This is a genomic window from Nostoc sp. S13 (assembly GCF_029379315.1).
In the GTDB taxonomy this organism is placed as follows: Bacteria; Cyanobacteriota; Cyanobacteriia; order Cyanobacteriales; family Nostocaceae; genus Nostoc.
The window spans coordinates 1-7,012 of the sequence record NZ_JAQYWQ010000200.1; the positions used below are offsets into that span (position 1 = coordinate 1).

Genomic DNA, 7,012 nt, shown 5'->3' on the forward strand with positions numbered 1-7,012 from the left:
TTTCTACTCCACCTTTTTATTATCTCATGCTATTTATATTAAGGATAAGTCTTTTAGTAATTAGTGAATGATTTTTTGTTCTTATAGTTGCTCTACCTGATGAATAGGGGCGCACGTTTGTGCGCCCCTAAAATCTAAAATATTTCTAAAATCTGGGAGTAATCGCTAATTAGCTTCCGTTAATGCCCGACTCAAGCGTGACTTATCTAAACCAATCTGATTTAGTAGTAACCAAGATTGGATTAAGTCTGGGCCATGAACATCTCCAGTTAAGGCTGCTCGGAGCGATCGCATAACCAAACCTTTTTTGACTTTTTGCTCTTTCACCACTTGTTTAATAATATCCTGGGCGGTGGCTTCCGATAGTTGCGGCTGATTTTCCAAAGCTGTGACAATCCCTTCAAGGACAGCAACAGAACCTTCTTGCTTGAGTTGTGTACTAGCTTCCTCGCTAAATTCAACTGTGTCGCTAAAAAACAGTTGGCTTTGAGCTACTCCATCTACTAAACGAGTCAAGCTTTGGCTAATTAAAGTCACTAGCTGTTCTAACCAGGGGCGTTCTCTTCCACCATCAAATTTATACCCAGCCGCTTGCCAATAGGGTATGAGTAAATCTGTGAGTTTATCTACTGGCGTATTGTGGATATACTGACTGTTCAACCAATCGAGTTTTGCCCAGTCAAACTTTGCACCTGCTTTATTTACACGTTCAAAGCCAAACTCTTTGGCTGCTGTTTCTAAGGTAAATATTTCTTGAGTTGAATCTGGTGGCGACCAACCCAGCAATGTCATGTAATTTACCAAGCCTTCAGCAGTAAAGCCCATTTGCTGAAACTCAGAAATGGAAGTGACGCCATCTCGCTTAGAAAGCTTGCGTCCTTCCAAATTTAAAATTAGCGGCGTGTGAGCAAACTCTGGGATTTTTGTACCCATTGCTTCATACAGTAAAATTTGCTTGGCGGTGTTGGCGATGTGGTCTTCTCCCCGGATGACATGGGTGATTTGCATATCAATGTCATCCACTACAACTACAAAGTTGTATAAAGGTTGACCGCTACCCTCTTCTGAGGCGCGGGCGATGACCATATCACCACCTAAATCGCTACCTCGCCAAGACATCTTTCCCCTTACTAGGTCATTCCAGACAATTTCCTGCTCATCTTCGATTTTGAAGCGAATCACAGAGGAGCGACCTTCTGCTTCAAATCCGGCGCGTTGTTCTGGCGTGAGGTTGCGGTGACGGTTGTCATAGCGAGGAGCTTCGCCTCTAGCTTTTTGGGCTTCTCTTAGCGCCTCTAGTTCTTCAGAAGTGGTGTAGCAGCGATAGGCTAATCCTTGATCTAGCAGTTTTTGTACTGCTTCTTTATAAAGATCCAGGCGTTGGGATTGGAAAAATGGCCCTTCATCCCAGTTAAGTCCCAGCCAACGCAGTCCTTCAAGAATATTCTCGGTGTATTCGGGACGCGATCGCTCTAAATCTGTGTCTTCAATTCGCACTATAAATTTCCCGCCGTGGTGGCGGGCAAATAGCCAGTTAAATACAGCCGTTCTAGCTGTACCAATATGTAAATTTCCGGTTGGACTCGGCGCAATACGGACTCTGACAGTCACAGTTGATTCTCTCTTTCGCAAAGCATGATAAATGTAGCTTATATTTAAACCCTGAATCCTGAGTCAAGGAAATGCAGACTGAGAAACTGCCTAATAACCAATGCTCAATTCCTATATTACTTAGGACTCAGCTAGATGTTGGAAAGGCAGTTTCTGCCGTTAGCGTCACGCTTTATCGTGTCCGCAAGGGTCTCTGAACTTCTGGGACTCACTACTCATAAATTTAGAACGGGACTGACGGGGCTCGAACCCGCAACTTCCGCCGTGACAGGGCGGTGCTCTAACCAATTGAACTACAGTCCCTTGTTTGGCAACTTTGCTATTATCGCTATTTATTTTCTACTTGTCAAGTGTTTTGGAGTTAGGAATTAGGAATTATTTTTGTCTCGTCTCTCCAAGGTGCGAATTTTTGGTTAAATAGAGCCTGATAATACAACCTGTGGCTCTGATTCCAGATGCTGCAATATCCGGGATTGCATTTGTTTATACTGCTGCTTTAATAGCTGTTTGCTCAATTGGAGTTGAGAAGTGGGTGGTAGACTATGACTCTGTTGCACCCAGGTTTTTAACATTTGCCGCTGAGTTGGCTCGATGTGACTGGTGAGAACGTTGGTGCAGGAATGTGGTGCTTCTAGGCTAAAGAAAATCAAAGGGTAGCGTTCATTTTCAGCCAGGAAACTTACCAGCCGAAGATTTTGGAGATTTTGCATATCTAAATAGCACGGTAGCCACTTAGGAGCCAATTGCCGATTGTAGAGTACAGTCACCCACAAGAGCATTGGATGAGGGGATATCATGAAGATAAATTGGTTGTAACGAGTAGAAAGGGCATAGTTTTTGATTTCTTGATTAGGCAACATTAACCATAGTGCTGTCATACATCCTTGTGCGGTGTCTAGAAGCTGGGGAAAAACAATTTCTTGAATTGGTTTATTTTCAGGCCACAAAAGTTGCTGGCAGCTTTGTTCTACTGTGATTGATAATCCAGAATATAAGGGATGGCTAAGGATGGAGCTAGGATCTAAAATTGCTGGTAAACTGGGATAAGTGGACTGTTCTAAACTGTTTATAACTTGCAGAATTTGAGCGATATTTTCTGGGCGATCGCTTGCTTTTTTAGCAAGACAAGCCATAATTAAATTATTTAGCTTCTGAGGTAATTTGAGAGTCGGTTTAACATTTGCGATCGCTCTTGGTTCTTCAAAGTGATGTGCTTTATACCAAGCACCAAAGTAATCAGTTTCTGGTTCCCAAGGTTTTTTGCCTGTGAGCATCTCAAACATCATCACACCCAGGCTATAAATATCAGAGCAACTATCTAATTTTTCCCCATCTAGCTGTTCTGGAGAACAGTAGGGTAAAGTGCCATTAAATCCCTTACTTATACTAGCTGTTGATGTATAATTCAAAAATCTAGCAATACCAAAATCAAGAATTTTAACTAACTGACCCAATATCGGATCGGGAATAACTAATATATTGGCAGGCTTAATATCTCTATGAACTAACGGATAAATTTTCCCATCAATGTTAATACCTTGATGAGCGCACTGTAAGCCCAAACAAATTTGGCGGCAGAGAGTCAAAAACATGGGCAGGGGTAAGGGAATTAAATCTTTTAAACTCTTGCCGCTTAGATATTCCATAACGTAGTATGGTTTTCCTTTCTCATTTACACCATAATCATACGCTCGTACTATATGTACACTCCTTTGACTCAAAGCTGCACTCATTAAAGCTTCACGAGCAAAGTCTTCTTGCATCTTAGTATCGACAACAGTCTGAGTCAAAAACTTGATAGCAACTGGTATACCTCCTAACAAAACATCACTTGCTAAAAAAACTTCACCCATGCCACCGCTGCCAATTAATTGCTGGAGTTGATAACGATTGGCAAGCAAGCCCGTACTACTTGGAGATGTAAATGGGCTTTGATTCACTTTAATCACCTTTGCTGCTGAGTCCATTTAAAGTTAGCAATACACACATAAGAATATAATTAGGTAATGCTGGCAAGGTTTTTGATAACGAACTTTCAATTACATGAGAAAAGTTTTAAAAAAATCTTCAAAAATTTAGCCATCCAATTTTTTGAACTTTCTTTTTCAGGTTTTTGAGCTACGGATAACTTTTCTAAGATATCTAATTTCAGTTTTTCATACTCTGTTTTTAGAAGATTTTTGGCTTGATTAGGCAAAGTTATTTCATTTGACTGTTGACTCATCTCTAAGCAATCTACAAGTTGCTGGCGCTGGTTAGCCGTGAGGCTTAAAGTCGTTACATAAGAGCAACGGTTTGGTTCTTCTAGTGCAAAAAGTAGTAGATGATAGTAGCCTACTTCTGCTAAACTACGCACTATTTTCTGCCCTTTATTATCTTTCAAATCTAAAAAATAAGGTAGCCACTTAGTCAGAGCCGGCTGGGCATTGTATAGGACTGTCACCCATAATAGCATTGGGTATACATTCATTTGACTAATAAATTCGGTGCTATGTATTTTATCTAAAAAGTTTGTAATCTCTTGTTCGGGCAACATTGCCCAAAAAGTTGGTATAAGTCTTTGGGGAGTATGTAGTAAATGGGGAAATCCAATTGGCGCAATTGGTTTATTTTTAGGCCAACTTTTCTGCAAACACTCTTGTTCTGACAAGAATGTTGCAGGTACTAATTGGATCGGACATGAGGGGTTAATAATGTCATTGCTATTGTTATGACTAACTTGATTAATTTGAATATTAACCTTTTCTAAATCTTCTAATATTTGGTTAATATTTTGAGGGCGATCGCTTACTTCTTTAGCTAAACAACTCATCAACATTTTTTCTAATATTTGCGGGATTTTGACTTGCGGATTTACTTGCTCAACTGTAGGTGGCATTTGAAAGCGATGAGCTTGATACCAAGTACCAAAGGAGTTACTTTTTGTTTGAAATGGATGCTTTCCTGTCAGCATCTCAAACATTAATACTCCCAAACTGTAAATGTCAGAGCGGACATCTAGCAATTTGCGCCCTTCCATATGTTCTGGAGAACAGTAAGGCAAACTGCCAATAAAAGAATCTGTCAGGGTCATCCCACCTCGCTCTGTTAAAAACTTGGCAATCCCAAAATCTAGTATTTTAACAATTTCTCCTTGTTTACTATCTTCACTAATGAATATATTTTCTGGTTTAATATCCCTGTGAACAATAGGATAAATCTCTCCTTTGAGGCTGATACCTTGGTGGGCACATTGTAAGCCTAAACAAATTTGATTAGAAATCTCCAAAAACTTCGATATTGTTAAGGGCTGAATTTTGAGAATTTGTTTGAGATTTTTTCCTTGGAGGTATTCCATTACATAAAACGGAGTTTTATCATCAGTAACTCCGTAACTTAAAATGCGAACAATATGTTTACTTTTACGACCCAATTGAGCGCCAATAAAAATCTCTCTGGCAAAGCGTTGGGACATTTGCTGATTTGCTAAACTCAGTGATAATATTTTAATTGCGATCAACATACCACCTTTAGCAGTATCTTCTGCTAAATAAACTCTACCCATCCCTCCTTTGCCAATCAAATCTCTGATTAAATAGCGATTATTTAAAAATTGTCCAATGTAATTGTCTATCTCTGCTTTTTGCCCTACCATATTATCAATTTTATCTTGTAGCATAAAAATCATTTATAAATAAGGATTACTGGCAAAATACTTTAATAAGTCTAACTAATTATTAAATTTAAATCTAAAAAATATCATAAATTTGATGAAATTAATTATATGGTGTAATCATAGTTAATCTTTCTGCAAAATTTCCTAAATATTCTATAACATATTCATTAATGAATACGGTTGAGAAATTACACGTAAACTACAAATAGGCTAGAAAAAGCTGCCTAGTAGATTCCGTGAATACACAGGAATAAGTTTCAAATAAGTAAATAGTAGTAAAGGCGCGATGTCTATGATGAGCACTGAGGTTGCCATACCCCTACAGCAAGCTACGCGCAGCGTCTGGTAGAGAAGTGGGGGCGTAGCTACGGCGCCTTATCCTCCCTACAGCTAATGGCTGAGATTCGGGAGTAAACGGCGTAATAATCTGATTAGTGGTGTTTCAATTTTAATTTGAAAGGCTAGTATCTGGGTGCGTTGCAGGGAGTTGAAATTGTTGTCACTGATGAGAATTAATGATTGTTGTCCATTGGGTAATTTAGCTCCAATAGTTAAGCCTTCGATGTTATCTAGTAATACATCTAGGGTTCTCAAATCTAACAGTAGTTTTTTGTTAACTGGTTTAATATTCTTAGAGTCAACTGCTAAAAGGCTATCAATCTGATGAATATCATCAGATCCTTCTAAAGAAACCTGATATAGGAAAATAGCAAATCCTAAACCTGTAAAAGACCGTTCTAAACTTAGGAAGTGTCCTTGATTATCGAGAGCAAGTAAATCAGGTAATCCACTAGCGAATTTGCCAATCAGATTCAAAAATGGTGCAACTGGTTCAGTTTGATAAAGAAATTCCTTTTCTGGCTGGTTGTTGAGCAAGTTGTATTGCAAAATTCGGCAAGGACTACCGATGTTAGGTTTAGCTGCCACACCATCTTGAATTAGAGCATTTTCGGTAGCTGTGAATAGATGCTTTTTATCGGAGGTGATCGTGAGGCTTTCAAAAGCCAAATTGTTACGGATACCTTTTTTACTAGTTTTATCTGGCAAAAATTTGTTTGGGATGGGAAGTGTTTTAATTTCCCTACCCGAAGATAGGGAGAAATCTTTAATAAAAGGATTAATTAATTTTCCAGCATCGCCTTCAGAAGAAATAAATACAGTTGCTTGATTAGTTAAGGCAATACCTTCTGTGTCAGTTTCACCAGGGCGAAATGTTTGACCATTTTCATTTAATAATGTGGTAACACTAATGGGGATAACTCCACCTTTTTGTAGGGAACCTTTGCTCAAGTCGATTTTCAGGGTGTAGAAACGGGCGGCAGCTTTTTGTCCACGGTCATCGGAGATAGCATAATAAAGGTTGTTTTTTGGATCATAGGTAATTCCAGATAAACCTCCGACTTCAGTTTTTTTAAAGATTAAGCCCTTCGGTAAAGTGGCTTCCCCGATAAACTCTATGCTACTGACTTCAACAGCATTTGACAGTAAATGTGTGAAGAATAAAATGATAGTTATAATCAGGATAAAGAAGTAAATAATTCGTGGGATTGCGAAGATTTTTTTAATTAGCTGCATATATTTTTTTGTGAAAGTGTGAAAAAGCTAACGCGCAACCTAACCCCTTAGCCCCCTTCCCTAATAGGGAAGGGAGAGAATTCAAAGGCTCTCTCCTTGCAAAAGAGAGGTTTTCAGAACAATAGACTTATCCGGAAATGAGAACTTTATTTGGCTGAAACCTAGCTCTGG

General features: G+C 39.0%; 4 protein-coding genes and 1 tRNA gene. All 5 read right to left on the reverse strand.

The window, feature by feature from the left end; translation table 11 throughout:
* Nucleotides 1-165: 165 nt before the first annotated feature.
* Nucleotides 166-1,611, reverse strand: a complete 1,446-nt coding sequence (gene gltX, locus PUQ00_RS31685) for a glutamate--tRNA ligase (RefSeq protein WP_300423878.1) — start codon at nt 1,609-1,611, stop codon at nt 166-168.
* Between the two features lie 229 nt (nt 1,612-1,840).
* A tRNA-Asp gene (locus PUQ00_RS31690) sits at nt 1,841-1,914 on the reverse strand.
* Between the two features lie 110 nt (nt 1,915-2,024).
* Complete coding sequence (locus tag PUQ00_RS31695; RefSeq protein WP_300423879.1) at nt 2,025-3,551, reverse strand: serine/threonine-protein kinase; 1,527 nt, start codon at nt 3,549-3,551, stop codon at nt 2,025-2,027.
* 95 nt (nt 3,552-3,646) lie between these two features.
* Nucleotides 3,647-5,269 carry a serine/threonine-protein kinase gene (locus PUQ00_RS31700; protein WP_300423880.1) on the reverse strand — a complete coding sequence of 541 codons (1,623 nt, stop codon included), beginning with the start codon at nt 5,267-5,269 and terminating at the stop codon, nt 3,647-3,649.
* A 387-nt stretch (nt 5,270-5,656) separates the two neighbouring features.
* The gene (locus tag PUQ00_RS31705; RefSeq protein ID WP_300423882.1) at nt 5,657-6,841 is read right to left on the reverse strand and encodes an esterase-like activity of phytase family protein; all 1,185 of its coding nucleotides are present in this window, start codon (nt 6,839-6,841) and stop codon (nt 5,657-5,659) included.
* Nucleotides 6,842-7,012: the final 171 nt, after the last annotated feature.